Annotated in this window: 22 protein-coding genes; 16 read left to right on the forward strand and 6 right to left on the reverse strand. The window is 68.5% G+C overall.

The annotated features are described in order from the left end of the window. Positions 1-21 precede the first annotated feature (21 nt). Together GORHZ_RS19155 and GORHZ_RS19160 are read left to right on the forward strand one after the other, a co-directional pair. On the forward strand, positions 22-1,152 hold the full coding sequence (locus GORHZ_RS19155) for a flavin-containing monooxygenase (protein ID WP_006335925.1): 1,131 nt from the start codon (positions 22-24) through the stop codon (positions 1,150-1,152). A gap of 179 nt (positions 1,153-1,331) precedes the next feature. Beyond that, entirely contained in the window at positions 1,332-2,951 is a 1,620-nt protein-coding gene (locus GORHZ_RS19160) for an HNH endonuclease signature motif containing protein (RefSeq protein ID WP_006335926.1), read from the forward strand. Positions 2,952-2,981: 30 nt separating this feature from the next. Here the strand turns inward: GORHZ_RS19160 and GORHZ_RS19165 are convergent, their stop codons facing one another. After that, a complete protein-coding gene (locus GORHZ_RS19165) occupies positions 2,982-3,344 on the reverse strand; it encodes a hypothetical protein (protein WP_006335927.1) in 363 nt (120 codons plus the stop codon). Between the two features lie 264 nt (positions 3,345-3,608). After that, a complete protein-coding gene (locus GORHZ_RS19170; protein WP_083877365.1) occupies positions 3,609-4,088 on the reverse strand; it encodes a cupin domain-containing protein in 480 nt (159 codons plus the stop codon). A gap of 88 nt (positions 4,089-4,176) precedes the next feature. Between GORHZ_RS19170 and GORHZ_RS19175 the strand changes: the two genes are divergently transcribed. The 4 genes from GORHZ_RS19175 to GORHZ_RS19190 are packed head-to-tail and all read left to right on the forward strand — an operon-like array spanning position 4,177 to position 7,939. After that, positions 4,177-5,337, forward strand: coding sequence for a helix-turn-helix domain-containing protein (locus GORHZ_RS19175; protein WP_040532524.1), 1,161 nt, complete (start codon positions 4,177-4,179; stop codon positions 5,335-5,337). Between the two features lie 10 nt (positions 5,338-5,347). Continuing rightward, a complete protein-coding gene (locus tag GORHZ_RS19180) occupies positions 5,348-6,181 on the forward strand; it encodes a thymidylate synthase (protein ID WP_006335931.1) in 834 nt (277 codons plus the stop codon). Beyond that, the gene (locus GORHZ_RS19185) at positions 6,181-6,705 is read left to right on the forward strand and encodes a dihydrofolate reductase (protein ID WP_006335932.1); all 525 of its coding nucleotides are present in this window, start codon (positions 6,181-6,183) and stop codon (positions 6,703-6,705) included. Before GORHZ_RS19180 ends, GORHZ_RS19185 begins: the two co-directional genes overlap by 1 nt. Before the next feature lie 10 nt (positions 6,706-6,715). Further along, positions 6,716-7,939, forward strand: coding sequence for a winged helix-turn-helix domain-containing protein (locus tag GORHZ_RS19190; RefSeq protein WP_006335933.1), 1,224 nt, complete (start codon positions 6,716-6,718; stop codon positions 7,937-7,939). A 24-nt stretch (positions 7,940-7,963) separates the two neighbouring features. On the opposite strand, the gene GORHZ_RS19195 is transcribed toward GORHZ_RS19190, so the two are convergent. Further along, positions 7,964-8,983 carry an NADP-dependent oxidoreductase gene (locus tag GORHZ_RS19195; protein ID WP_006335934.1) on the reverse strand — a complete coding sequence of 340 codons (1,020 nt, stop codon included), beginning with the start codon at positions 8,981-8,983 and terminating at the stop codon, positions 7,964-7,966. Between the two features lie 101 nt (positions 8,984-9,084). Here GORHZ_RS19195 and GORHZ_RS19200 point away from each other — a divergent pair, with 101 nt between their 5' ends. The 4 genes from GORHZ_RS19200 to GORHZ_RS19215 all read left to right on the forward strand — a co-directional run bounded on the left by GORHZ_RS19200 (position 9,085) and on the right by GORHZ_RS19215 (position 13,647). Then, the gene (locus GORHZ_RS19200; RefSeq protein WP_006335935.1) at positions 9,085-9,672 is read left to right on the forward strand and encodes a TetR/AcrR family transcriptional regulator; all 588 of its coding nucleotides are present in this window, start codon (positions 9,085-9,087) and stop codon (positions 9,670-9,672) included. Positions 9,673-9,753: 81 nt separating this feature from the next. Further along, complete coding sequence (locus GORHZ_RS19205) at positions 9,754-10,530, forward strand: HAD-IIB family hydrolase (protein ID WP_006335936.1); 777 nt, start codon at positions 9,754-9,756, stop codon at positions 10,528-10,530. Positions 10,531-10,539: 9 nt separating this feature from the next. Beyond that, positions 10,540-12,195, forward strand: a complete 1,656-nt coding sequence (locus GORHZ_RS19210; protein ID WP_006335937.1) for a response regulator transcription factor — start codon at positions 10,540-10,542, stop codon at positions 12,193-12,195. 75 nt (positions 12,196-12,270) lie between these two features. Continuing rightward, positions 12,271-13,647, forward strand: coding sequence for an FAD-binding oxidoreductase (locus tag GORHZ_RS19215; RefSeq protein WP_006335938.1), 1,377 nt, complete (start codon positions 12,271-12,273; stop codon positions 13,645-13,647). Between the two features lie 27 nt (positions 13,648-13,674). On the opposite strand, the gene GORHZ_RS19220 is transcribed toward GORHZ_RS19215, so the two are convergent. Beyond that, complete coding sequence (locus tag GORHZ_RS19220) at positions 13,675-14,538, reverse strand: tyrosine-protein phosphatase (protein WP_006335939.1); 864 nt, start codon at positions 14,536-14,538, stop codon at positions 13,675-13,677. A 65-nt stretch (positions 14,539-14,603) separates the two neighbouring features. Beyond that, positions 14,604-16,355 carry an alkaline phosphatase D family protein gene (locus tag GORHZ_RS19225; RefSeq protein ID WP_006335940.1) on the reverse strand — a complete coding sequence of 584 codons (1,752 nt, stop codon included), beginning with the start codon at positions 16,353-16,355 and terminating at the stop codon, positions 14,604-14,606. A gap of 144 nt (positions 16,356-16,499) precedes the next feature. Between GORHZ_RS19225 and GORHZ_RS19230 the strand changes: the two genes are divergently transcribed. From GORHZ_RS19230 to GORHZ_RS19250, 5 genes are all read left to right on the forward strand, one after another. Further along, positions 16,500-17,285 (forward strand): DUF427 domain-containing protein, encoded by a 786-nt coding sequence (locus GORHZ_RS19230; protein ID WP_006335941.1) that lies wholly within the window; start codon positions 16,500-16,502, stop codon positions 17,283-17,285. Between the two features lie 69 nt (positions 17,286-17,354). Continuing rightward, positions 17,355-18,107, forward strand: coding sequence for an FAD-dependent thymidylate synthase (gene thyX, locus GORHZ_RS19235; RefSeq protein WP_006335942.1), 753 nt, complete (start codon positions 17,355-17,357; stop codon positions 18,105-18,107). A gap of 76 nt (positions 18,108-18,183) precedes the next feature. Next, the gene (dapA, locus tag GORHZ_RS19240; protein WP_040532526.1) at positions 18,184-19,089 is read left to right on the forward strand and encodes a 4-hydroxy-tetrahydrodipicolinate synthase; all 906 of its coding nucleotides are present in this window, start codon (positions 18,184-18,186) and stop codon (positions 19,087-19,089) included. Beyond that, a complete protein-coding gene (locus tag GORHZ_RS19245; RefSeq protein WP_051998994.1) occupies positions 19,089-21,125 on the forward strand; it encodes a ribonuclease J in 2,037 nt (678 codons plus the stop codon). Before dapA ends, GORHZ_RS19245 begins: the two co-directional genes overlap by 1 nt. Positions 21,126-21,168: 43 nt before the next feature. After that, a complete protein-coding gene (locus tag GORHZ_RS19250; RefSeq protein ID WP_040532541.1) occupies positions 21,169-21,801 on the forward strand; it encodes a TIGR03085 family metal-binding protein in 633 nt (210 codons plus the stop codon). Positions 21,802-21,899: 98 nt separating this feature from the next. Here GORHZ_RS19250 and GORHZ_RS31780 read toward each other — a convergent pair whose 3' ends face one another. After that, positions 21,900-22,151: a hypothetical protein gene (locus tag GORHZ_RS31780; RefSeq protein WP_006335946.1), complete on the reverse strand. Its 252-nt coding sequence runs from the start codon at positions 22,149-22,151 to the stop codon at positions 21,900-21,902. Between the two features lie 70 nt (positions 22,152-22,221). Between GORHZ_RS31780 and GORHZ_RS19260 the strand changes: the two genes are divergently transcribed. Next, entirely contained in the window at positions 22,222-24,915 is a 2,694-nt protein-coding gene (locus tag GORHZ_RS19260; protein WP_006335947.1) for a DNA translocase FtsK, read from the forward strand.

Below are 24,915 nucleotides of genomic sequence, written 5' to 3' on the forward strand. Positions count from 1 at the left end.
GAGCCGACGGAGGTGTGGACAATGGCCGGCACAACCACTCAAGAGTTCGAGACCCTGGTGATCGGGGGTGGCCAGGCGGGGCTTGCCATGGCATACCACCTCGTACGTCGAGGTCGTTGCTGTCTGGTCGTCGACAAGAACGATCGAGTGGGTGACGTCTGGCGTAAGCGCTGGGATTCACTGCAACTGTTCACGTCGAACCGCTACAACGGGCTGCCAGGTATGCCCTTCCCGGGTTCTCGATGGTCCTACCCGCACAAGGACGACGTGGCCGACTACCTGGAGGAATACGCGGCGCGATTCGCACTGCCGATTCGGACCCGGGTGGCCGTGGAACACCTCACGCGCCGCGAGCAGCGATTCGAGGCCGTGGCCGGCGATCAGGTGTTCCTCGCCGACGCCGTCGTCGTGGCCACCGGCGCTTATCACACGCCGCGAGTGCCCGACTTCGCATCCGAACTCGCCGACGACATCACACAACTGCACTCCAGCCGCTACCGAAATCCGTCCCGACTTCGACCCGGCGGTGTGCTGGTGGTGGGCGCGGGCAATTCGGGTGCCGAGATCGCCCTCGAGTTGTCGCACGGCCATCACGTGTGGCTGTCGGGACGTGACACCGGCCATGAACCCACGAGTAGGGGCACCGTCCCCGATCGAATCCTGATGCCGCTGATGTGGTTTGCCGCTTCGCACGTACTCACCGTCGGGTCGCCGATCGGTCGCCGGGCGCGCGACCATTTCCTACACCCTCCACGCGGCATACCCCTGGGTGGGGTACGCCCCCGCGGCCTGGTCAAGGCCGGCATCGAGCGTGTCCCGCGGGTGGCCGGCGTGCGCGACGGACGGCCGGTTCTCGACGACGGGACGGTGCTCGACGTCGCGAACGTCGTGTGGTGTACCGGCTTCGACCCCGACCTGTCGTGGATCGATCTGTCCCTGATTCTCGAGGACGGCTATCCGAGGAACGATCGAGGATCGATCACGACCGAGCCGGGCCTGTACTTCATCGGGCTGCCATTCATCCGATCGCTCGGCTCCGCGCTTCTCGGTGGGGTCGGGCGTGACGCCGCCGACCTCGCGGCTCGGATCGACGACCGACTGGAATCGGCGCAGGCCACCGCGCAAACTGATCTGACACACGGCTTCCGATGATCGTCCGCGCGATTGCGGCACCGAACGTTGTCGGTGCCGTGTCCTAGTCTCGGAGCCAACGCAGGATGAGTTGAGCTTCAGACCACCTCAGAGACAAGGCCCACGTGGGCCGACGATGACGACGAGTAGCGATTTCGGATAGATCCTGCGGCCGTATCCGTCGCGCCGGAAGGCTTGTCGTGTCGTCTGTGTTGGCCTCGCCCTCGCCGTGGCCCGAGCTCCCGCTCGGGTTTCTCGGCGACGTCGAACCCGACTACCCCGACGAGACACCGCTCAACGACATCCTGCTGGCGATGGCCGAGCTCGACCGGGGCCAGGCTTTTCTCGCCTACGCCGACTACCGGTTCGCGGCGGTCACCTACGACCGCCTCGTCGCCGCCCGGGAAGAGACGGACGGCTATGTGGTCGACGGATTCGCCGATTGCGCGGCGCGCATCGCGAAGCTGCGCGGGATGACCCGCCACGCCGCGGAAGTGTTGCTCAACGACGGTGTCGCGCTGCGTGACCGGCTGCCGTCGGTGCTGGAGTGCTTGCGCGACGGGATCATCGGGCCGTGGCATGCCAAAGCCGCGGTGGCGCGCACCGACCTGCTCGCCGATTCCGCCGCCGCGCCGCTGGTGGACGCCGAGATCGCGGCGGTGCTGCGCGGCCGGAAGGGGACATGGTCGCGCTCGCGGTTCCGCGACATGATCGACCGCATCGTGTTCCGCCACGACCCCGACGCGGTGCGGAAGCGCCGCAGGCGCGCGCTCGACGACCGCGGCATGTGGACCACGCCGCGCGAGGACGGCACCGCCGAGATCACCGGACTGATGTCGGCGGAAAACGTGCGGATCGCCGCGGCCGCGGTCACCGCGCTCGCCGACTCGGCCTGCGACCACGACGGCCGCACCAGACCGCAACGCGCCTCGGACGCAATGTTCGCGCTGTTGTCGGGCACCCCCTTCGAATGTCAGTGCGGGCGCGACGACTGCAAGGCCCAGATCCCCGAACCCGGCACCCTGCCGCCCACAGACGCCAAGATCGTGCTGCACGTCGTCTGTGACGAGGGCACGCTGAACGGGACCGCGGCGAACGCCGGGTTCATGGACGGGCACGGGGTGATCTCCGACGAGCATGTACGTGACATCGCCGCCCGCGCGGATACGGTCATCAAACCGCTCGTACCGCGCGGCACCGCCGAGAACGCCGACGGCACGTTCACCCTGCCGGCCCACCTGCCGTCGGACCCCTACCGGCCGTCGGCGGCGCTGGACACCCTGGTGCGGGTGCGCGACGGCTACTGCGTCGACCCGGGCTGCACGAAGTCCGCGTGGGAATGCGACCTCGACCATGTCAGCGAATTCGACCACGACGACCCTGCGCGGGGTGGGCAGACGACCTCCGAGGACATGAACGCGAAATGTCGCGCCGATCATCTGCTCAAGACCTTCGGGGACTGGCTCGACGACCAGGGCCGCGATGCCGACGGGCGGTTGTTCACCGAGTACATCACCCCCGAGGGCCTGGTCATCCCGGGTGAGGCCGAGACCAACGAGGACCTCTTCCCCGGACTGCGACGGATCCGGCTCGCCGCGCCACCCCAAGCGCCGCCACGGACCCCGCGGATGCCACCGACCCCGCCGACGCCACCGACCCCACCGAACTCGCCGACCCCACCGAACTCGCCGACACCACCGACAGCCGCTGACCGTCCGACCCGCGCGAACACCCGTCGGGCGAACAAGCACGCCCGACGGCGATCGGAACGGGCTCGCAACCGCCGACGCCGCAACGACGACCCGCCGCCTCCCTTCTGACGTGCGGTGGCTGCACGAGCGCGGGGTGAGTCAGCGCAGGGGATCGCCGACCGAGACCGCCACCTCGGGGCACAATCCGGTGTTGAGGACGCGGGCGGCGTCGCGGGCGATCGCGGCGTCGTAGAACCCCACCACACGACGGTGGTCGTCGGCCGTGCGCACTTCGTAGTAGCGCTCTGACGTGCTGTCCTCCACCGTGATGACACGGTAGTGATCGAGGCGCAGTTCGCTCAGCGCTTGGGTCCGGTCGCCGTCGACGGCGGCGCTGATCGCCCGCTCGGGGAGTTGGGCGAAATGCGCCAGGTGGACGAGTTCGGATGCACGCGCGGGAGCCGTGGTGCTTGCGTACGCGATCTCGGTGAGGAGTGCGGTCGCGAGTGCGGTGTCGTTCATTTCGAGTCAAGCTTTCTATCGGGTTATTCGATGTGCGGGCACCATTGACCGTCATATCCACGGTAGGCCCCGGCGTTGAGAAAACCCGCTGAACAAAATGCACTTCACAGCCACTTCGTGGCGGTGTCGCACAACACAATTGGGGCCCAGAGGTGCTCGGCGGCGGCCGTCCGACTCCATCCACGCACATCCGCCACATGATTGTGGATCGACCTGGAGACCGCGGGAGATGACCGTCACACGGACGAACCGGCCCTCGAGGCCTCACCCGAACGTCAGGCCGTACTTCTCGATCAACGGACTGGTCTGTTCCAGATCGACCTCACAACCGTGTGAGGCCACCAGTCTGTCGAACTCGGTATCGGAGACACCGCGGTCGATCCTGCGGAACAGGTCCTCGAGCCCGCCCGGGGTGATCAGCTCGATCAGCCGGGCTGGAGTGCCGTCGGCATTCCAGAAGGTGTGCCACTCACCGCGCGGCTTGAGAACCAGGTCACCGGGTTCGGCGATCACCTCGACGCCGTCGAAGATCGCGCCGATACGGCCCTCGAGGACGAAGCTGTACTCATCTTCGTTCCGGTGTCGGTGCACAGGTGCGGCGATCGCGCGCGGGGCCAGGAGATGTTCGACGACGGCGAGTCTTCCGTCTGTCTGCGTGGAGTCGAGGAGGAACCGGTCGCGGACACCATCGATCGGACCGAGAAGCTCGCCCTGCGCGGGGCGGATGAAGCGTGAGGTGGTCATACCCGATACAGTGCTCGTCCGGCCGCCGATCACGACATTCCACAAATCTGGCATTTACGCCCTGGCGCTACTCTGGCACGCTGTCATTATGTCCGCTGACCTGCTCGAACGCAGCGCGGCCAAGATCATTCGACTCGCCGCGAGCGGGCTCGACGTCGCAACGTTCTGGCGCGAATGCAGTGATGTGATCACGCGGGTGGTCCCGGGCTACTCGCAGCCGTGCTGGTTCACGTTCGATCCGGCATCGCTCTTGGTGACAAGCCACTTCGACCCCGCCGTGCCGGAACTCTCGCCGGACTATCTCGCATACGAATACGGCCACGACGACATCTGGAACATGGCGGCTGTCGCCCGCTCCGGCCGCCGCACGGCAACCGTCCACGAGCTGACCGACGGTGATCCGCGGAATAGCGAGTGCTGGCGCTCGTTCGTCGCTGCGTACGGCGCCGACCAGGAGTTGATGGTGCCACTGCGCAACCGCGGCGGGGTCGTGTGGGGCACCGTGTCGGTCTTTCGTGAATCCGGGCGGCCGGTGTTCTCGGCGACCGAACGAGGCTTCCTCGCCGATGTCGCGGGTGCGCTCGCGGAGGGTGCGCGGAGAGGCTTGCTGATCGGCGAATCGACCGACCGTGAGAACCACCTGGCACCGAGCCTGATCGTGCTCGACGAGGATCTGACGGTGCAATCGATGACCCCTGGCTCTGCCGAGCTTCTCGAAAGCCTTCCGGGTTGCTCGGCCTCGCAGTTGCCGAGCGTCGTCACCTCGGTCGCCGCCCGGACTCTGTCCACGAGTCGGTCCGAGTCGAATCCCGGCGAGGTGTCCGTGGCTCGTGTCCGAGACGAGACCGGTCGATGGCTGACGATTCACGGTGCACCCATGCTGACCGACGGGATGAGTCGGGTCGCGATCATCGTCGAGCAGACCGACCCGGATCGCCTGGCGCCGCTGCTGATGGACCTCTACGACCTCACCGAACGTGAGAAGGACGTGACTCGGATTGTGCTGCAAGGATTCTCGACGAGCGAGATCGCCGCCGACCTCCTCGTTTCCCCACACACCGTGCAGCAGCACCTGAAGAGCATCTTCGACAAGACCGGAGTGAGCAGCCGCCGCGAACTCGTCGGCAAGATCTTCTTCGCCCACTACGAGCCGCGCCTTCGTGACAACGAACGCCGCACGGCGCGGACGAAGCCGATTCGAGGGGGACTGGTCGCGCCGCGTGCCTGCCGGCCCGGCGCTCGCCCGTAGAATCGTCCTCGTGAGCACGGCCATCCGAGACATCACGCCGCCGGGCGTCATCCCCACGCCCTACGAGGACCTGTTGCGGCTGGTCCTCGAGGAGGGCACGCCCAAGGCGGACCGCACCGGCACCGGGACGCGGAGCCTGTTCGGTCGCCAGCTGCGCTACGACCTGGCCGAGGGCTTCCCGCTGATCACCACCAAGAAGGTGCACCTCAAATCGATCGTCTACGAACTGCTGTGGTTCCTGCGCGGCGACTCCAACGTGCGGTGGCTGCAAGAGCGCGGGGTGACGATCTGGGACGAGTGGGCCGACGACGACGGGGAACTGGGCCCCGTCTACGGCGTGCAGTGGCGCAACTGGCCGACACCGTCGGGCGAGCACATCGACCAGATCTCGGCGGCTTTGGATCTGCTCAAGACGAACCCCGATTCCCGCCGCAACATCGTCTCCGCATGGAACGTCGGGGAGATCCCGCAGATGGCGTTGCCGCCCTGCCACGCCTTCTTCCAGTTCTACGTCGCCGACGGCAGGCTGTCGTGTCAGCTGTATCAGCGCAGCGCCGACCTGTTCCTCGGCGTGCCGTTCAACATCGCGTCGTATGCGCTGCTGACCCACATGATGGCGCAGCAGGCCGGCCTCGACGTCGGAGAGTTCGTCTGGACCGGCGGCGACTGCCACATCTACGACAACCACGTCGAGCAGGTGCGGTTGCAGTTGTCCCGTGAGCCCTACCCCTACCCGACGCTCGATCTCCGCAAGCGGGAGTCGATCTTCGACTACGACTTCGACGACGTGACGGTCGTCGGCTACCGGGCACACCCGGGTATCAAGGCACCGGTGGCGGTCTGATGGCCACCACGATCACGCTTCTCTGGGCGCAGGACCGCGTCGGCGCAATCGGTCGCGCCAACACCATCCCGTGGCGGGTCCCCGAGGACATGCGCCGGTTCCGGGAGCTGACCGGCGCGCACCCCGTCGTCATGGGACGCCGAACCTGGGAGTCGTTACCGACGCGGGTCCGCCCGCTGCCCGGACGGCGCAACGTCGTCATCAGCAGGTCGGTGGGATTCACCGCCGAGGGCGCCGACGTCGTGCACTCGATCTCCGAAGCGCTCGATCTCGTCGAGGGGCCGGTCACCGTGATCGGCGGCGGCCAGATCTACGAGGCGTCGATGGCCTTGGCGACCCATCTGCGGATCACCGAGATCGACATGCTGGTCGAGGGCGCCGACGCGTTCGCACCCGAGATCGATCCCTTCGCGTGGGAGGTCGGCGAGACCGGGGAGTGGCAGTCGTCGAGCACCGGCGTGCGCTACCGCTTCGTCGATTATCTCCGGCACCGGGCGGGCGTGTCGGGTCGACGGGAATCCTGACGCGGGGCGTATGGGACGCACCGATCTCTCTGCCGCCCAGGCGCGGCGGATCGCCCTCGCGGCACAGGGATTCACCGATCGGCGGCCGTCGGGCAAGCCGACACTCGCGCATCTGCGCCGAGTGCTGTCGCGGATCGGGCTGTTCCAGATGGACTCGGTCAACATCGCGGCACGCGCCCACTACCTGCCGATGTTCAGCCGGTCGGGACCCTACGACCGTGCGATCCTGGACCGCGCCGCGTGGCGACCCGGGCGGGGCGAGCGCCTCCTCGTCGAGTACTGGGCGCATGAGGCGGCGCTCATCCCGGTCACCGACTGGCCGCTGTTCGGTTGGCGCCGAGAGGAATTCCGCGACGGCCGCTATCGGCACACCCGAGACATCATGCGCCGTAACCGAGATCTGGCGCGCGACGTGCACGCGGTCATCGTCGACGCCGGGGCAAGCACACCTCGACAGATCGAGGACCATCTGGGCATCGATCGTTCCCCCGGGGTGCGCGGCGGGTGGTGGCACCGCGGCGAGGTCAAACATCTGTGTGAGGCGCTCTTCGCGGCCGGCGAACTCTCCGCGATCCGCGACGAGAACTTCACGCGGCATTACGATCTCACCGGGCGGATAGTCGCACCCGAACTCGTCGAGGACACCGTCGACAGGGCCGAGGCACACCGACGGCTGACCGCCCGGGCTGCGCGATCGCTCGGCGTCGCGACGATCGCGGACCTCGCCGACTACTACCGCACCAAGCCCGCCGAGGTCCGCGGTGCCGTCGCCGACCTCGTCGACACCGGAGAACTTGCCCCGGTCGGCGTCGAGGGCTGGCGCGATCCCGCCTACCTGCGTCCCGAAGCCGCGATCCCGCGACGGGTCGACCGCTCTGCGATCCTCTCACCCTTCGACCCGCTGGTGTTCTTCCGTCCACGCGCGGAACGTCTGTTCGACTTCCGCTACCGCATCGAGATCTACGTGCCCGAACACAAACGGGTGCACGGCTATTACGTGCTGCCCTATCTGATGGGCTCCGACATCGTCGCCCGGGTCGACCTCAAGGCCGACCGCAAGGGTTCGACGCTGCTGGTCCTGGCGGCCTTCGTCGAACCTGGACGGTCGAAAGATGCTGTCGCCGAGAGTCTCACCGCGGACCTGGCGTCGATGGCGCGCTGGCTGGGTCTGGGCCGCGTCTCGATCGGTGACCGAGGCGACCTGGTCGATTCGCTACGCCGCGTGTCGGGTTGAACGCCGCGCCACCGACCGCGACGATCAGGACCCGGTGCGCACCACCATCTTTCCGACGTTTTCCCCGCGCATGAGTCCCAGGAAGGCATCCACCGAGTTCTCGATGCCGTCGACGACGGTCTCGTCGTGCACGACCTTCCCGTCGGCGAACCACTGGCCCATCTCGCCCCGGAAGGCCGGCGCCTGGTCGAAGTAGTGGCCGATGGTGAACCCGGTCAGCGTGAGGCCGCGGGTGATGATGTTGGCCATGTTCGACGGTCCCGGGGTGCGGGTGGTGCTGTTGTATTGCGCAATCGCCCCGCACAGCGCGGCCCGGCCGCCGTCGTTGAACGAGTCCAGCGCGGCCTCGAGGTGCTCGCCGCCGACGTTGTCGAAGTAGACGTCGATGCCGTCGGGGGCGGCATCGCGGAGCTGCTCGCGGATGGATCGATCGTCCTTGTAGTCGAACGCCGCGTCGTATCCGTAGCGCTCGGTCAGCAGCGCGACCTTCTCCGGTGTTCCGGCCGACCCGATGACCCGCTTCGCGCCCTTGAGCTGGGCGATCTGTCCGGCAGCGGTGCCGACGGCGCCGGCCGCCCCCGAGATGAACACGGTGTCACCGGGCTGCATCCGGGCGATGGTCAGCAGTCCGACGTAGGCGGTCAGGCCGGTCATACCCAGCACGCCGAGGTACACCGACGACGCCGCGTTCGCCGGCGGCTCGGGCAGCGCGCGGAAACCGTCGGCGTCCTCCTGGACGACGTCGCGCCACCCGTACTGGTGGGACACGAGCGTCCCCACCGGGAGTTCGTCGACCGTCGTCTCGACGACCCGGCCGACCGCTCCGCCCGTCATCGTCGCGTCGAGGGCGAACGGCGGGATGTAGCTGCGCGTGTCGATCATCCGGCCCCGCATATACGGGTCGACCGAGACGAACTCGTTGACCACGCGGACCTGCCCGGGCGCGAGATCTCCGTATTCGACGGTGACCGTGCGGAAGTCGTCGGCGGTCGGCCATCCCACGGGCCGGTTGACGAGCTGGATCTGGGTGCTGGTGGCGGTCATCGCCACCTCCCTTCGACATTATTGTGGACTGATCGGTTCACAATAGGGCTACACTGGTGCCGACAGCAAACAGCGAGTGAGCGCGAACCGGTTGGAGAGACATGGGTAGGACGCAGGGCTACGACACCGCCGAGGTCGTCGGGGCAGCGCGGAACCTGTTCTGGCAGAGAGGTTTCGATGCGGTCTCGGTCGCGGACGTGCAGCAGGTCACCGGGCTGTCGCGATCGAGCCTCTACCACGCGTTCGGCAGCATGCGCGGCTTGTTCGACGCCGCCGTCACCGACTATCTCGACACCGTCGTGCGCCCGCGGCTTGCGCCTCTGCGATCCCCCGACGTCGCCCCCTCCGCGCTCGTGGACTACCTGACCGGGCTGTCGGCGGCGATCAACCGACTCGGCGACGGCCCGGAGCCGACCGGTTGCCTGCTGGTCGGCACCGCCGCCACCTCCCTCGGGGACGACTCGGCGGTCCGCCAGGTCGTCGCCGCCTACCACGCAGAACTGCTCGAGGCGGTGACCGCGGGGGTGCGGGCGCGATACCCGGACATCGACGAGCTCGGTGCGGGCGCCCGGGCACGGATCGTCACCGGTTCGATCATCGCGGCGATGACCCTCGCGCGTGTCGATCGCACCGAGGCGATGCGGCTGCTCGACGCGACCGTCGGCACGCTCACCGATGATCACGCCTGACCTGTGGTGGCCCAGCGGTGCGCCGACCGTGCCGGGATGACATGCTGTGTCCTCGACAGCGAATGGATCGGAAGGGCGCTGATGACGGTTTCGTACCAGGGCAGGGACTACGCACTGGTGATGTTCGACCTCGACGACACGCTGGCACCGTCGAAGAGCCCCTTGCCCGAGGAGATGGCGGCGCTTCTGACCAGGATGCTCGACACCACGCTGGGCTGCGTGATCTCCGGTGGACGATTCGAGCAGTTCCAGACCCAGGTGGTCGAGCGGCTCGGCACCTTCGCCGGTGCGGCGAACCTGCACATGATGCCCACCTGCGGGACTCAGTACGTGCGCTGGTCGGGTACCGAGTTCGAGACCGTCTACGCGGAGTACCTGTCCGACGACGAGAAGAAGCGTGCCCTCGACGTCCTCGAGACCGGGGCCAAGGAACTCGGACTCTGGGAGACCGACACCTGGGGCCCGATCCTGGAGGACCGGGGCAGCCAGATCACCTTCAGTGCGCTCGGTCAGTCCGCACCTGTCGACGCGAAGGCCGCGTGGGACCCGGGCGGGGCGAAGAAGGAACTCCTGCGGGCCCACGCCGCCGAGCGGCTACCCGACCTCGAGGTGCGCAGCGGCGGCTCCACCTCGGTCGACGTCACGAGGAAGGGCATCGACAAGGCCTACGGTGCCCGCAAACTGATGGACATCCTCGACCTCGGGATCGACGACATCCTGTTCTTCGGTGATCGGCTCGACGAGGGCGGTAACGACCGGCCGGTCAAAGATCTCGGGATCGAGTCGATCGCGGTGCACGGCTGGCAGGACACCTACGCGAAGTTGTCGGCCATCGTCGACGGTACGGGCCGGTCGTAGTCTAGAGGTATGCCGAGTTCGGCCGCGCAGCTGGTCGAAACCGCGCAGGCGGCCGCCGACGCGGGCGACTGGCTGACGGCACGAAGCGCGTTCGAGGAGCTGGCGGCGCGACAGCCCGGTGCGGAGGCGTTCGCAGGGCTGGGTGACGTGCTGTGGTGGCTCGGGGAGACCGACGATGCGGTCCGCTATCAGGAACGCGCCTATGCGGCCTTCCGGCGCCGCGAGGACTTCGTGAACAGCGTCATGATCGCCGTCGCCCTGTACCTGATCTATCGGGTCAGTCTGGGCAACACGGCCGCCGCCCGGGGGTGGCTGTCGCGGGCAGGACATCTGGTCACCGAATCCCATCTGGTTCCGCTGGCAGGGTGGGTCGCTCTCGTTCGCGCACACGACAGCGTCGACGCGCTCGCGGCCGAACGCCTCGCGACCGAAGCACGCGAGATCGCCACCCGTTTCGGCGACCGGGATCTCGAGCTGTGCGCCCTCAGCCAATTGGGTACGGCACTGGTGGATCAAGGTCGGGGAGCGGACGGGGCGATACTGCTCGACGAGGCGATGGCGGCGTCGCTCGCCGGGGAGGCCACCCGGCCCCACACGGTCGTCTACGCGAGCTGCAACCTCATCACCGCCTGCGCCCAGAGCGCCGAGCCGGAGCACGCAATGCAGTGGATCCGGGCCGCCGATGATTTCGAACAACGGTTCGGCAACCCACACCTGTACACGACCTGCCGGGCACAGGAGGGGGCGGTGCTCTTCGCGGCCGGGGACTGGTCCGGCGCCGAACGGGAGCTCCGCGCCGCGCAAGAGATCGGGGTCTCCGCGGAGCCGGCTCTCTGCGCGGAGGCGGCCGCGCGCCTGGCAGAGCTCCGTCTCGCCCAGGGACGGGTTGAGGAGGCCGAACGACTCATCGAGGGATTCGAGGACTTCGAGACGAGCGCGGTCACGCGAGCGGCGCTCGCGGTGGCCCGCGGTGCCAATGGCGAGGCCCGCCACATCGCACTGCGTGGCGTGCACGCGGCACAGGAGATACCCGGACCCGGTTCCTACCGACCCGGACACAGTGGGGTACTGGATCAGGCCGTGCTCTGGGAGATCCTCGCGCGGGTATGCCCACCCGACGAGGCCGAGCGTGCCGTCGCACATCTGACCGAGCTCGCGTCCCGCACCGATTGCGAGCAACTGCAAGCCCGGGCGTGGCGCGCGGACGGCCGACTGCGGCGCGACACCGGATGCCTGGAACGCGCTCTCGGACTGTTCCACAGGTTGGGCCTTCCACTGCAAGCCGCGCGCACCCGGTTGCTGCTGGCAGAGCAGATGTCGGGTGATGATGCGATCGCCGAGGCGCGGGCTGCGCTGGCGGTCTTCACAAGGCTGGGCGCGGCCCGTGGCGCCGACGCAGCCGCAGCTCGGCTGCGTGAGCTCGGTGTCGTGGCGGCGCGCGGTGGTCCGGCGGGCATGGGGCAGCTCACCCGCCGGGAGCAGGAGGTTCTCGAGTTGCTGGGTGAGGGGCTCTCCAACCGCGAGCTGGCCGATCGGCTGTTCTTGTCCCGCAAGACCGTCGAGAGGCACGTGCGCAATGTGCTCTACAAGCTCGGTCTGCGGAACCGCGCCGAGGCCGCTGCGTATGTGATCCGGCACGCGACAGAGAAACGCTCCACCGATTGAGGGTTCTTCCCGATGCCCTGGGTCCGGCGGCGGGGCAGGCTGGGGCCATCGTCTTTCCGGCCGAAGGAGGAAGCCATGAGCGTTGTCGATGGTACCGGCGGACTCGGCACACGTGTCCACGGTGACGTGATCACCGCCGACGATCCGCGTTTCGACGAGGCCCGGGACATTGACAACCGCGCCGAGAAGTCCCGGCCGGCGGCGGTGGTCCGATGCCTGGATGCCCGAGACGTCGCCGAGTCGGTGAGTTTCGCGGTGGCGGAGGGACTACCGGTCGCCGTCCGCGCCGGCGGACACGGTGCCGCCGGTTACGGTTGCGTCGAGGACGGTCTCGTCATCGACCTGCGTGCCATCGACCATGTCCGGGTGGACACCGACCGGGGTGTCGTCGCCATCGGGGGAGGCGCTTGCGCCGGCAAGGTCGACACCACCACACACTCGTTCGGACTCGCCACCACCACTCCGACGGTGTCCACCGTGGGGATGGCCGGGTTCACGCTCGGCGGTGGGATCAGTTATCTCACCCGCAAACACGGGCTCGCCGTCGACAACCTGGTAGGAGCAGACGTGGTTCTCGCCGACGGCACGCTGGTCCGGGCGGGAGAAGGCGGAGACGAGGATCTGCTGTGGGGTCTCGCCGGGGGCGGTGGCAACTTGGGTGTGGTGACCGAGCTGCGGATGCGGCTGCACCCGGTATCGGTCGTGACCGGCGGGCCGATGATCTTCCCGATCGAGCACACCGAACGCCTTGTGCGGCTCTTCCGCGACTGGATTCCGCAACAGCCCGACGACATCTACGCGTTCCTCGCGCTGCTCAGCGTGCCGCCCGACGAGCAGTTCCCCGCAGAACTCCGGATGCACCCGGCGTGTGCGCTGATCTGGTGCAACACCGCCTCGGCCGATCGGTGCAACGAGGCGCTCGCCACCTTCCGTGCCGAGAGACCGGTTGTGGACGGTGTCGCGCAGGTGCCCTACCCGGCGCTGCAATCGGCGTTCGATGAAGGAGCGGCGGCAGGCAGGTACGGTTCCCTCGCCGGTGCGCTGTTCGAGGATCTGCCCGACGAGGCGGCGGCGGAGTATCAGCGTTTCGGGGCCTCTCAACCGACGCCGCTGTGTCAGAGTCACCTCTACCCCCTCGACGGTGCGGCCGCCCGCCCGGATCGTGGGGCCACGGCGTGGCCATGGCGCGACGCCGCCTTCGCGCAGATGTTCGCCGCGCTTGCTCCTGTGCCCGGTGCGGAGCCTGCGCTGCGGGCGTGGGCCAACGGGTTTCGTGACGCACTGCGCCCCTACGCGATGACCGGCTGCTACGCGAACTTCCAGATGGACGAGGGACCGGCCGCCGCGCGCGCATGCTACGGCGACAACGCCGACCGTCTCGCACGGCTCAAGGGAATCTACGACCCGACCAACGTGTTCCGACGCAACCAGAACATCGCGCCGTTGCGGTGATCTCGGAAGACACTCTTCACCGGCGGATCACCGAACCGGTACGGACGTCCCGGTCGGGTTCGGGGTCACCAGCAGGGCGTGTTTGAGCTCGGCGATGTCGGCGTCAGTGAGGCCGAGGCCCTTGTGCACGTAGTTGTCGAAGTTGCCGTAGACCTGATCGGCGGCGGCGAACGATGCCCGCAGCCACTCGATCGTCACGCCGTTGACCTTGTCGGTGGCGTCGGTTCGGCGAAAGGTGTTGCTGGCCAGGTAATCCCGTTCGACGGTGCCGCGGTCGACGCCGAGGATCGTGAGCAGAACCGCCGACGTCCAACCGGCGCGGTCCTTGCCGGCGGTGCAGTGATACAGCGTGGTGTTGCCCGCAGCGGCGGTCTTCTTGATCTCCAGCAGGGTGCGCCGGAAGGCCGACCGCGCATGGGCGTCGGTGACGAAGGCGCGGTATGCGGTGGGCAGGTCGACGAGGGTCGTGACGGGTGTCGCTCCCAGCACGTCGAAGGTCTGCAGACCGGCCCCGGGCACCGCGACGTCGGGGGCGACAGCGATTTCGATCCGGGTGCGCAGGTCGACGATCGATGTGACCCGCAGAGCGGCCAGTTTTCGCGTGTCGGCCGGCGTGAGGTCGGCGAGGTGGTCGCTGCGGATCACCCGCCCGTTGATCGCCAGGCCGGATGTGGTGCGGTAGTTGGTGAATGCGCGCGTGTTCTCGGTGCCGACGAGATCGATTGCCTCCGGTGCCGGCGCCATCGCGGTCATCCGTGCCGGGGCCGCGACCGCGGTACCGGTCGACCCGGGAGTCAGGGCCGGCGCCAGAACCGGTGCACCGATAAGCGCGACCGCGACCGCCGCGCAGGCCAGACGCCGGCGCCGAGGGGTGGTGCTCCAGGAACTCATCTGTGCCTTTCGCCGATCGCGGACCCTGCTTGGTTCTACCTCAGGGGTGACTGGTTGCTCAACTCTCAGTCGACGGGCCCGGACACCGGTGCGACCCGCTGCGTTCCGGACCTGACACGGAAGGAACGTGCGTGATAACGCCCGGTGCGCGGATCGGCCTTGTCCACCAGGAAATACCAGTCCATCTGGCTCGCCGCCGGGGTCACCGTCAACACTCCGTAGCCGTGGGCGTCGACGTCGTTCCATCGGACGTGGCGGTTGGTCGCCATGATCGCGGGCGGCACCGCGGCGCCGACGGTGTGCTCGGGCACCTTGAGGAAGTCGTCGACGTTGGCGGAGGTGACCGAGGGGACGACCAACTCGGTGGCCACCGTTCCCGCCGCCGGGTAGTGGGCGGCATCGACGGGGACATCGCAGGCCCACGAGGAATGGATGTCGCCGGTGATGAACACGACGTTGTCGACCCCGTTGGCCCGGATCGCGTTGAGGAGTCGTCGGCGGTCGGCGGTGTAGCCGTCCCACTGGTCGGCGTTGGCGGGGATACCGCCCGACGGCAGGCCGAGTACGTCGGTGACCGCGGCGGCGGTGCGCGCGTCGAGTGGTGGGATCACCAGCGGGGAGATCATCACGGGGTTGCCGACGATCCGCCAGCGCGTCGTCGAGGACACCAGCCCATTGACCAGCCACTGCATCTGTTCGGCGCCGGTGATCGTGCGCCCCGGATCGTCGACGCGTCGGGACGTCGCGGGGACCTGTCGGTCGCGGTAGGTCCGCAGATCGAGCATCGACAGTTCGAGCAGCCGGCCGAACTGGAACCGCCGGTACAGATGTCGTCCGGTCTGCGCTGCGACCGGACGCACCGGCATCCACTCGTAGTACGCCATCTCCGATGCGGCCTTGCGGGTCCGCCACGGACCTTCGGTCGCGTCGTGGTTCTCGGCACCGCCCGACCACGCGTCGTTGGCGGACTCGTGGTCGTCCCAGGTGCAGATCCAGGGCAGTCGGCGGTGGAGTTCGGCGAGGTCGGGGTCGGTCTTGTACAAGCCGTGCCGGATGCGGTAGTCCCGCAGCGTCACCGCCTCGTTGCTCGGCTCGGTGCGTCGCACCGGGCCGTACTTGCCGGTGTAGCCACCGGTCTCGTATTCGTAGAAGTAGTCGCCGAGATGCACGATCGCGGTCAGACCACGGTGTGCCCGCAGGTGACGGTAGGCGCCGAAGTAACCGGCCTCCCAGTTGGAGCACGACACCACACCGAAACGCAGACGGGAGACGTCGGCGCCGGCCGCCGGCGCGGTCCAGGTGTGGCCGACGGGGGAGACCGCGCCCGCCGCCGGGCCGCTTGTCACCGCGAAGCGGTAGAAGTAGGCGGTATCCGGCTGCAGTCCGGTGACATCGAGTTTCACCGTGTGATCGGCGTCGGCGGAGGCCACCACCGACCCCGAGGCGAACACGGTCCGCATCGCCGTGTCGCGCGCGATCTCCCAGAAGACGTCGGTGTCGGCGCCCACACCCGAACCGGGTACCGCGGCCGGTGTGGGAGTGATGCGCGTCCACAGGATCACCGCATCGGGAAGGGGATCGCCGGAGGCGACGCCGTGTGCGAACGCGCGGTGCGACAGCCCGGCGGGAGCCGCCGATGCGGGGGTCAGGGAGAACCCGGCCGTGCCGATCCCCGCCGTGCCGATCCCGGCCGCGACCGCTCCAGAGCGCAGGACGGCACGGCGGCTGATCCCGGACGCCGACGCTGCTGCCGTGGGTGCCGCCGACGATGCTGCGGCCTCTCGGCCGGGGCGTGGCTGTGCGGACACGAAACCCATCATGCGACATCGGGAGCCGACGTGCGCCCCGATCCGCATCGGTCGGCCGGTTCGTCAAGCGGGTTTGTCCGCGCGCCATCGACTGTTCATGCCCGGTTCGGCGACTCCCGTCCGCGGAGAGGAAGCGCGGGGGAGACTTCCGTCATGGCCGTCTCGATGGACGAACTGACCATGTCGCACCTCGACGCCCTGCGTTCGGCGGTGTCGCGACGCCGGGTCCGTGCCCTTCTGGCAGGTCAGCCGGTCGCGGATTCCGACGATGTCCTGCAGGTGTGGGAGCCCTATCGCGTGGTCGGGTCCTATGCGTTTGCGACCGCCGACGTCAACGCCGCCCTGGTTTCTCCCACCCCGGTGGTCCCGGCGATGCGACGACCACCCGTGCTGACCCCCGTCCACCAGTTCTCCCTGCACACCTGTGCCGGGACGAGCTGGGACATCGAAGTCACCGGCCGTGTGCTGCCCGCGGCCGCCTTCACTCCCGACGATCCCGACCTGGCCGGCCGCGTGATCCTCGATTGGACCGCCTTCGACGAATGGCGGGAGGAGGATCAGGTGGTCCTGAGCCATCCGCACAATCCCTTCCAACGGATCGACTGCCTGGTCACCAGCCGGCACGTCGTCGTCAGAATCGGCGACGTCGTCCTCGCCGACAGCCATCGTCCGACGCTGCTGCTCGAGACCCATCTGCCGCCGCGGCACTATCTACCGCGCGAGGACGTCCGGATGGACCGGCTCACCCCGAGCGAGACGCGGACCACGTGTGCCTACAAGGGCCACGCCACCTATTGGTCGGCCGTCGTCGGTGAACGGGTCGTGCCCGACGTCGCCTGGACCTACCGGCAACCGCTGCTCGACGGTCAGCCGATACGGGACATGATCTGCTTCTACGACGACCGCGTCGACGTGACGGTGACCCCGACGACGCGGTGACGGCCGGGGTGACGGCGCGGCCGGTGCCGGTCTGATGGACAATCGGTGGGTAACCCCGAAGGAGGGCCGTTGTCCGAGTTGGTGCCGTTGAAGGTCCAGATGGTGGCCGCCACCACGTTCACCCCGCCACCCGATGTCGACTGGAGCACCGACACCGACGGTGGCGAGGCGCTCGTCGAGTTCTCCGGCCGGGCCTGCTACCAGAGCTGGGACAAGCCGAATCCACGGACCGCGACCAACGCCGGCTACCTCCGGCACATTCTCGAGGTCGGCCACCTGTCGCTGCTCGAACATGCGTCGGTGACCTTTTACATCAGCGGCATTTCGCGATCCTGCACGCACGAGCTGATCCGGCACCGCCACTTCTCTTATTCGCAGCTGTCGCAGCGTTTCGTCCCCGAGCACGACTCCAACGTCGTCGCGCCGCCGGCCATCCGCGGTGACGCGGAACTCGAGGCGTTGTTCACCGAGGCGACCGATGCGAGCCGCAAGGCCTACACAGAGCTCCTCGCCGCGCTCGAGGCCAAGTTCGCCGACGTGCCGAACGCGATCCTGCGCCGCAAGCAGGCCCGGCAGGCCGCGCGGTCCGTGCTACCCAACGCCACCGAGACCAAGATCGTGGTCACCGGCAATTACCGGGCGTGGCGCCACTTCGTCGGTATGCGGGCCACCGAGCACGCCGACGTGGAGATCCGTCAGCTCGCGATCGAGTGTCTTCGTCAGCTCATGCGGGTCGCGCCGACGGTGTTCGGCGACTTCGAGATCGGCACCCTCTCCGACGGAACCGAGGTGGCCACCTCGCCCTTCGTCCTCGAGGGCTGAGACGCTGCGCACCCCCGGCGCGTCGAGCGGGGAGCGTGTGCATGGATCGTGAGGGGAGAAGGTAGCCTTGAGCACCATGAACGCAGGCGCGGACCAGCTGCAGACGCACCCCTTCGGGACCATCGGAGTGGCGATGGTGACCCCCTTCACTGCCGACGGTGCGCTGGATCTGGACAAGGCCGCCGAACTCGCCGAACATCTGGTCGCCAAGGGCTGTGACGGACTGGTGGTCTCGGGCACCACGGGTGAATCGCCGACGACGACGGTGCCGGAGAAGCTGGAGCTGTTGCGGGTCGTCCTCGATGCCGTCGGCGATCGTGCCCGGATCACGCAGGGCGCAGGTTCCTACGACACCGCCGAGAGCGTCCGGTTTGCCATCGAAGCCGAGAAGGTCGGCGCGCACGGACTTCTCGTGGTGACCCCGTACTACTCGAAGCCGCCGCAGGCCGGTGTGCTGGCACATTTCCGCGCGGTCGCGGACGCGACCGAGCTGCCTGTGATGCTCTACGACATCCCGCCGCGGTCGGTGGTGCCCATCGCCAACGAGACGATGCTGCAGCTCGCCGAGCACCCGCGGATCAAGGCGGTCAAGGACGCCAAGGGCGACCTGCACTCGGCGGCCGGACTGATCGCGTCGACCGACCTCGAATACCTGTCCGGCGAGGACGCCCTCAACCTGCCGTGGCTGTCGATCGGCGCGACCGGATTCGTCAGTGTCATCGGCCACCTCGTCGCGGATCGACTGCGCGACATGCAGATCGCCTTTGAGAAGGGCGATGTGGCGACCGCCCGGGAACTGAACCTGTCGATGCTCCCGCTGGTGAACGCGATGGGTCGGCTCGGTGGTGTGACCATGGTGAAGGCGTCGTTGCGGATCCTCGGCCTCGATGTCGGTGACCCGCGATTGCCGCAGGTGCCCGCCGACGGCCCGCAGATCGAGGCGCTCATCGCCGATCTCCGCGCCTCGGGTGTGCTCGCCTGATGACGGGGCCAGTGCGACGTCGCCGCGCCGCGAGCCGGGCGGCGGGCCCGCCGGCCCCGCCGACGGAGACGGTGTCCACGGAGAAGTCGGTGTCCACCGAGAAGTCGGCGACGACAGAGAAGTCGGCGTCCGCGGAGAAGCGGGACAAGTCGGCCGACGCACCGAAACACGCTGCGAAGCAGCAGGCGTCGCGATCGCAGGGGTCATCACAGGGATCGCAGTCCCAGGCAACGCGATCTCAGACCTCGCAGGGCCGGTCGGGCCGATCAGGTGGCCGGCACGAGCGCCACGAACGCCGGAACCGGCGTCCCGAGCGCGACCGCGGCACCTCGGATGCCTCGACCGGTTCGGCGACCGATCGGCTCGGTCGTCCGCCGCGCGCCCCGCGTGACGGACTGCGCGTCGTGGCCCTCGGCGGGATCGGCGAGATCGGCCGCAACATGACGGTCTTCGAGTACCACGGCCGGCTACTCATCATCGACTGTGGTGTCCTGTTCCCCGAGGACCAGCAGCCCGGCGTCGACCTGATCCTGCCGGACTTCACCTACATCGAAGACCGCATGGACGATGTCGACGCCATCATCCTCACCCACGGGCACGAGGACCACATCGGTGCGGTGCCCTTCCTCCTGCGGTTGCGCAGCGATATCCCGGTGATCGGGTCGACCTTCACGCTCGCACTGGTCGAGGCGAAGTGCCGGGAACACCGGTTGCGGCCGAAACTGGTCCGCGTCGTCGAGGGGGAGCGGACCACCCACGGCCCGTTCGAGTGCGAATACTTCGCGGTCAACCACTCGATCCCGGATGCGATCGCGGTGGCCATCCGGACCGGGGCGGGTGTCGCGCTGCACACCGGCGACATCAAGCTCGACCAGCTGCCGCTCGACGGTCGCCTGACCGATCTCGCCGGCTTCAGCCGCCTCGGCGACGAGGGCGTCGACCTGTTCCTGGTCGATTCGACCAATGCCGAGGTCCCCGGGTTCGTCACCCCGGAGCGCGAGATCGGCGGCGTCCTCGACCAGGTCATCGGCCGGGCGAAACAGCGGGTCATCGTGGCATCCTTCGCCAGCCACGTGCACCGCATCCAGCAGATCGTCGACGTCGCGGACGCCCACAACCGCCGCGTCACCTTCGTCGGGCGATCCATGGTCCGCAACATGCAGATCGCCCAGGACCTCGGGTACCTGTCGGTTCCGGACGGGGTGATCGTCGATCTCGACACCGCGGCCACCCTGCCCGACAACCGGCTTGTGCTGATCTCGACGGGATCGCAGGGTGAACCGCTGTCGGCGCTGTCGCGGATGGCGCGCGGTGAGCACCGGCAGATCAACATCCGCGCCGACGACCTCGTCGTACTGGCTTCCTCACTGATCCCGGGCAACGAGAACTCGGTGTTCGCCGTGGTGAACGGCCTGGCCAAACGCGGCGCGACCGTGATCACCCAGCAGAGTGCCAAGGTCCACGTGTCCGGCCATGCATCGGCGGGTGAATTGCTCTACCTCTACAACGCGATCCGACCGTCGAACGTCATGCCGGTGCACGGCGAATGGCGTCATCTGCGCGCGAATGCGGCGCTCGCGGTCGCAACCGGCGTCGCGGAGGACCGGGTGGTGCTGGCCGAGGACGGTGTCGTCGTCGACCTCGTCGACGGTCGCGCCACGATCACCGGACGGGTGCCCGTCGGACATGTCTACGTCGACGGCCTGTCGGTGGGTGACGTGGGGGAGTCGACACTCTCGGAGCGGCTCGTCCTCGGCGAAGGCGGCTTCATCTCCATCACCGTCGCCGTCGACGCGGCCACCGGTCGCGCGGTCAGCACGCCGGAGGTGTCCGGGCGCGGGTTCTCCGACGATCCCACCGCACTGAAGGCCGCGGCGGATCTGGTCGATCAGGCGCTCGATGCCCTTGCCGCCGAAGGGGTCACCGACATCCATCGGATTGCGCAGACGATCCGCCGCGCCGTCGGGCGCTGGGTGGCCGACACCTATCGTCGTCGGCCGATGATCGTGCCGACGGTGCTGGCCGTCGGGGAGTGATCCTGGGTCACACGCCCGCGCGGCACACCCTACTGTGGAGGACGTGACTCTCGCCCAAGAAGAACGTGCCGCCCTCGTCGAGTCGATGCGCGCCGTCGGACCCGACGCCCCCACCCTGTGCGAAGGATGGACGACCCGCGACCTCGCCGCGCACATCGTCGTACGCGAGCGCCGTCCGGACAGCGGCCTCGGCATCCTGATCAAACCGCTGGCCGGATACACCGAAAGTGTCCGTACCAAGGCCGCGCAGGAGCCGTGGGACGCGCTGCTGGACAAGGTGGCCTCCGGGCCACCGCTCTGGTCGCCGATGCGCCCCGTCGACCGATGGGCGAACCTCGCCGAGATGTTCGTCCACCACGAGGACGTCCTGCGCGGTGCCGCCGGCCGTGATTCGGAGTGGACACCGCGGGTTCTGTCCGACGAATTGCAGCACGCCCTGCTGGGCTCGGCGAAGATGGTCGGCCGGATGTCGCTGAAGAATGCGCCGGCCCGCACGACCCTGCGGACGCCTGACGGCCACGACGTGGTCAGCGGCGGTCAGGGCGGGGCGGTGACCATCACCGGCACCCCCGGCGAGCTGGTGCTCTTCGCGTACGGACGTGCGCCGGTAGCGCTGGAATTCGACGGCGACGAGGCGTTGGTCTCTGCGGTGAAGGACTCCGAGCGCAGCATCTGACCCGACGGCACAGACCCGCCACGACGGTGTCCGGTTACGAATTCGACACGCAACCGAGTTGCCAGTGTTGCCCATGTGACTGAGGTGACGGATGCCGACTAGTCTGTCCGCATGGCTTCGAAAGCAACCACGGGTGCGCGTAAGAGCGGTGCCCGCAAGGCACCGGCACGCGCGACCGCCGGCACCACGAAGTCGGGTACCCGGGGGACGCGCAACTCGAACACACCGAAATCGGCGGCGCGCTCCACATCCGGTGCCCGCGGTGGGTCGTCGTCGCGGGGTTCGGGCGCCTCGAGCTCGACGACGCGCAGCAGCGGGGCGTCTAGGCGGGCCGACGCGTCGGCCGACATCCACCGTCGATCCGTCGCCGCGACAGGCGCGTCCGCGGTCGGTCGGGGACTGGGCGCGGGTTGGTCTCTGATGGCACGCGGGGTCGGCAGCCTGGCCCGCGTCGGCGGTGGTCCCGACAACCCCGGCGGCAGGCGCGGATTCGTCGACGACGATGTGCGTGACGACGAGGATCTCGACGACGCGCCCGACGACGGGTTCGACCTCGACGGTCCGCTTCTCGACGACGAGCCGCGCCCGGGTGCGCGTCGCCGCGCGGCGCCTGCGCAGCGCCGCGATCTGTCCGGGCATTCCCATCACCGCGACGGAGTCGCCCTGGCGATCCTCGCGCTGTCGCTGCTGGTCGGGGCCAGCGTGTGGTTCGGAGCCGCCGGACCGGTCGGCGCCTTCATCGATGCGCTGACCCGGGCGATCGTCGGCGTGGCCGCTGCCGTCGTGCCGCCGGCGCTGGCGGCGCTGGCGATCGTCCTGATGCGTCGCCCACCGAACCCGGAGCGCCGGGCCCGCTACCTCGGTGCGGGACTGCTGCTGGTGTTGCCGATGCTCGGCCTGATCCATCTCACCGCCGGTGCCCCGGTGGAACTGCCGGAACGCTCGGCGGCCGGCGGCTTCCTCGGGTTCGCGGTCGGCACGCCGCTGACCAACGGTGTCACCGCGTGGATCTCGGTACCCATCCTGGTCCTGTGTATCGCCTTCGGTGCCCTCATCCTGTCCGGCAAGACCATCCGTGAGGTCGTCGACGGCACCTCCCGGTATCTCGGGCTCGGGCTCGGGCTCCCCGACGACGACGTCGCGCCCTGGGACGACCTCGACCCCGACGACCTCGATCCCGACGATGACGGCGATCCCGACGACGGGGCGCGCGCCGGATCGAGACGTCGCGGCGCCGACGACGAGGTCACCGAGACCATCTCGCGGCGATCCGGCTACTCCGACGATCCGTACGAGAACTACCCGCCCGACTCCGAACCGGTGCGCCGTCGGCGCACCCGCCGTCCGGTGGACCCCGACGTCGACGCGGCGGACTTCGCCGCGGCCGACACGGTCCCGTTCGATGACGAGATCACCGAGCAGATCGGCCGGCCTGCCGCCGACGACGACGAGCCGGTACCCTCGCGTCGGTCGTCGTCGGGGACCAAGACCGCGCGGAGTCGCACCAAGGCAGCATCGTCGGGGGCCACATCCTCGGGGGCGGCGGCGACGTCGGGGACCGCATCGTCGGAGCCGGGGGATGCGGACGCCGCGGACTTCGCGGGGGACCTCATCGACCGTGCCGTCGAGGGGGAGTACCGGCTGCCGCCGGCGACCCTGCTGGTCGACGGGGATCCGCCCAAGCAGGGTGGCCGGTCCAACGACGAGATGATCGATCGCATCACCGGCGTGCTCGAACAGTTCAAGATCGACGCGGCGGTCACCGGCTACACACGCGGGCCCACGGTGACCCGCTACGAGGTCGAACTCGGGCCCGGTGTGAAGGTCGAGAAGATCACCGCGCTGCAGCGCAACATCGCCTACGCGGTCGCTACCGACAACGTCCGGCTGCTCGCCCCGATCCCCGGCAAATCCGCGGTGGGCATCGAGGTGCCCAACAGCGACCGGGAGATGGTGCGGCTGGCCGACGTGCTCAAGGCGCCGAAGACCCGCAAGGACAACCATCCGCTGATCATCGGCCTCGGCAAGGACATCGAGGGCGAGTTCGTCAGCGCGAACCTCGCCAAGATGCCGCACCTGCTGGTCGCGGGTTCGACCGGCTCGGGCAAGTCCAGCTTCGTCAACTCGATGCTCGTCTCGTTGCTGACCCGCGCGACCCCCGACGACGTGCGGATGATCCTCATCGACCCGAAGATGGTGGAACTGACCCCGTATGAGGGGATTCCGCACCTGATCACGCCGATCATCACCCAGCCCAAGAAGGCGGCCGCGGCGCTCGCATGGCTGGTCGAGGAGATGGAGCAGCGCTATCAGGACATGAAGGCGTCGCGGGTGCGCCACATCGACGACTTCAACGCGAAGGTGCGCTCCGGGGAGATCACCACGCCCCTGGGCAGCGAGCGCGTGTACACGCCGTATCCCTACATCCTGGCCATCGTCGACGAGCTCGCCGACCTGATGATGACCGCCCCGCGGGACGTCGAGGACGCGATCGTGCGAATCACCCAGAAGGCGCGTGCGGCGGGTATCCACCTGGTGCTGGCCACGCAGCGACCCTCGGTCGACGTGGTGACCGGCCTGATCAAGACGAACGTGCCCTCTCGTCTGGCCTTCGCCACCTCGTCGTTGACCGACTCGCGGGTCATTCTGGATCAGCCGGGCGCGGAGAAGCTCATCGGCATGGGTGACGGTCTGTTCCTGCCGATGGGGGCGAACAAGCCGATCCGCATGCAGGGTGCGTTCATCACCGACGAGGAGATCGCCGCGGTCGTCGAGTTCACCCGCGACCAGGGCGAACCCGATTACACCGAGGGCGTGACGACCGCAAAGGCCGGCGACAAGAAGGAGATCGACGGCGACATCGGCAACGATCTCGATGATCTGCTGGCCGCGGTCGAACTCGTGGTGTCCAGTCAGTTCGGCTCGACGTCGATGCTGCAGCGCAAACTGCGCGTCGGATTCGCCAAGGCGGGTCGTCTGATGGACCTGATGGAGACCCGGGGCGTCGTCGGGCCCTCCGAGGGTTCCAAGGCCCGCGAGGTGCTGGTCAAGCCCGAGGACCTGGCCGGTGTCATCGCCTCGATCACCGGCGGTGGGGACGAGGCCCCGGAGTAG

The sequence above is a fragment of the Gordonia rhizosphera NBRC 16068 genome (assembly GCF_000298195.1).
Classification (GTDB): domain Bacteria; phylum Actinomycetota; class Actinomycetes; order Mycobacteriales; family Mycobacteriaceae; genus Gordonia; species Gordonia rhizosphera.

What these genes read in the sequence shown, in the direction of transcription:
- GORHZ_RS19155 (WP_006335925.1), top strand. Translation starts at nt 22, where the DNA reads ATGGCCGGCACAACCACTCAAGAGTTCGAGACCCTGGTGATCGGGGGT.
- GORHZ_RS19165 (WP_006335927.1), bottom strand. Translation starts at nt 3,344, where the DNA reads ATGAACGACACCGCACTCGCGACCGCACTCCTCACCGAGATCGCGTAC.
- GORHZ_RS19170 (WP_083877365.1), bottom strand. Translation starts at nt 4,088, where the DNA reads ATGACCACCTCACGCTTCATCCGCCCCGCGCAGGGCGAGCTTCTCGGT.
- GORHZ_RS19175 (WP_040532524.1), top strand. Translation starts at nt 4,177, where the DNA reads ATGTCCGCTGACCTGCTCGAACGCAGCGCGGCCAAGATCATTCGACTC.
- GORHZ_RS19185 (WP_006335932.1), top strand. Translation starts at nt 6,181, where the DNA reads ATGGCCACCACGATCACGCTTCTCTGGGCGCAGGACCGCGTCGGCGCA.
- GORHZ_RS19190 (WP_006335933.1), top strand. Translation starts at nt 6,716, where the DNA reads ATGGGACGCACCGATCTCTCTGCCGCCCAGGCGCGGCGGATCGCCCTC.
- GORHZ_RS19195 (WP_006335934.1), bottom strand. Translation starts at nt 8,983, where the DNA reads ATGACCGCCACCAGCACCCAGATCCAGCTCGTCAACCGGCCCGTGGGA.
- GORHZ_RS19200 (WP_006335935.1), top strand. Translation starts at nt 9,085, where the DNA reads ATGGGTAGGACGCAGGGCTACGACACCGCCGAGGTCGTCGGGGCAGCG.
- GORHZ_RS19205 (WP_006335936.1), top strand. Translation starts at nt 9,754, where the DNA reads ATGACGGTTTCGTACCAGGGCAGGGACTACGCACTGGTGATGTTCGAC.
- GORHZ_RS19210 (WP_006335937.1), top strand. Translation starts at nt 10,540, where the DNA reads ATGCCGAGTTCGGCCGCGCAGCTGGTCGAAACCGCGCAGGCGGCCGCC.
- GORHZ_RS19215 (WP_006335938.1), top strand. Translation starts at nt 12,271, where the DNA reads ATGAGCGTTGTCGATGGTACCGGCGGACTCGGCACACGTGTCCACGGT.
- GORHZ_RS19220 (WP_006335939.1), bottom strand. Translation starts at nt 14,538, where the DNA reads ATGAGTTCCTGGAGCACCACCCCTCGGCGCCGGCGTCTGGCCTGCGCG.
- GORHZ_RS19225 (WP_006335940.1), bottom strand. Translation starts at nt 16,355, where the DNA reads ATGGGTTTCGTGTCCGCACAGCCACGCCCCGGCCGAGAGGCCGCAGCA.
- GORHZ_RS19230 (WP_006335941.1), top strand. Translation starts at nt 16,500, where the DNA reads ATGGCCGTCTCGATGGACGAACTGACCATGTCGCACCTCGACGCCCTG.
- dapA (WP_040532526.1), top strand. Translation starts at nt 18,184, where the DNA reads ATGAACGCAGGCGCGGACCAGCTGCAGACGCACCCCTTCGGGACCATC.
- GORHZ_RS19245 (WP_051998994.1), top strand. Translation starts at nt 19,089, where the DNA reads ATGACGGGGCCAGTGCGACGTCGCCGCGCCGCGAGCCGGGCGGCGGGC.
- GORHZ_RS31780 (WP_006335946.1), bottom strand. Translation starts at nt 22,151, where the DNA reads ATGTCGGCCGACGCGTCGGCCCGCCTAGACGCCCCGCTGCTGCGCGTC.
- GORHZ_RS19260 (WP_006335947.1), top strand. Translation starts at nt 22,222, where the DNA reads ATGGCACGCGGGGTCGGCAGCCTGGCCCGCGTCGGCGGTGGTCCCGAC.